The sequence below is a fragment of the Arthrobacter sp. Y3221159 genome (assembly GCF_059089885.1).
Genome location: NZ_JBNHFC010000071.1, coordinates 1 through 240, shown reverse-complemented (window position 1 = coordinate 240; position 240 = coordinate 1). Strand labels below are relative to the sequence as shown.

The following is a 240-nucleotide window of genomic DNA, read 5'->3' as shown; positions in this document are numbered from 1 at the left end:
CCTTGGCGGCGTCGGTGACCTTGCCGGCCAGGGGCTGGGCTGCGGTTTTGAGCTGGTCCGCGGCTTCGCGTTCTTTCTGGCTCGGCGGGATCAGGGACGACACGAGCATTCCGGCGCCGAAGGCGATCAGGCCTGCGGCCAGCGGGTTGCCCTGTGCCTTGGCTTTGACCTGGTCCGGTGCCTGGGAGATTGCGGTGCCGGCATCGGAGAGTTTGGCGGAGACGTTGTCCTTGGCGCCGT

At 67.9% G+C, this 240-nt stretch carries 1 pseudogene; it reads right to left on the bottom strand.

What is annotated here, in order from left to right:
- Nucleotides 1–240 (bottom strand): annotated as a pseudogene (locus AC5RT3_RS20715) (DUF3618 domain-containing protein); the annotation flags it as partial.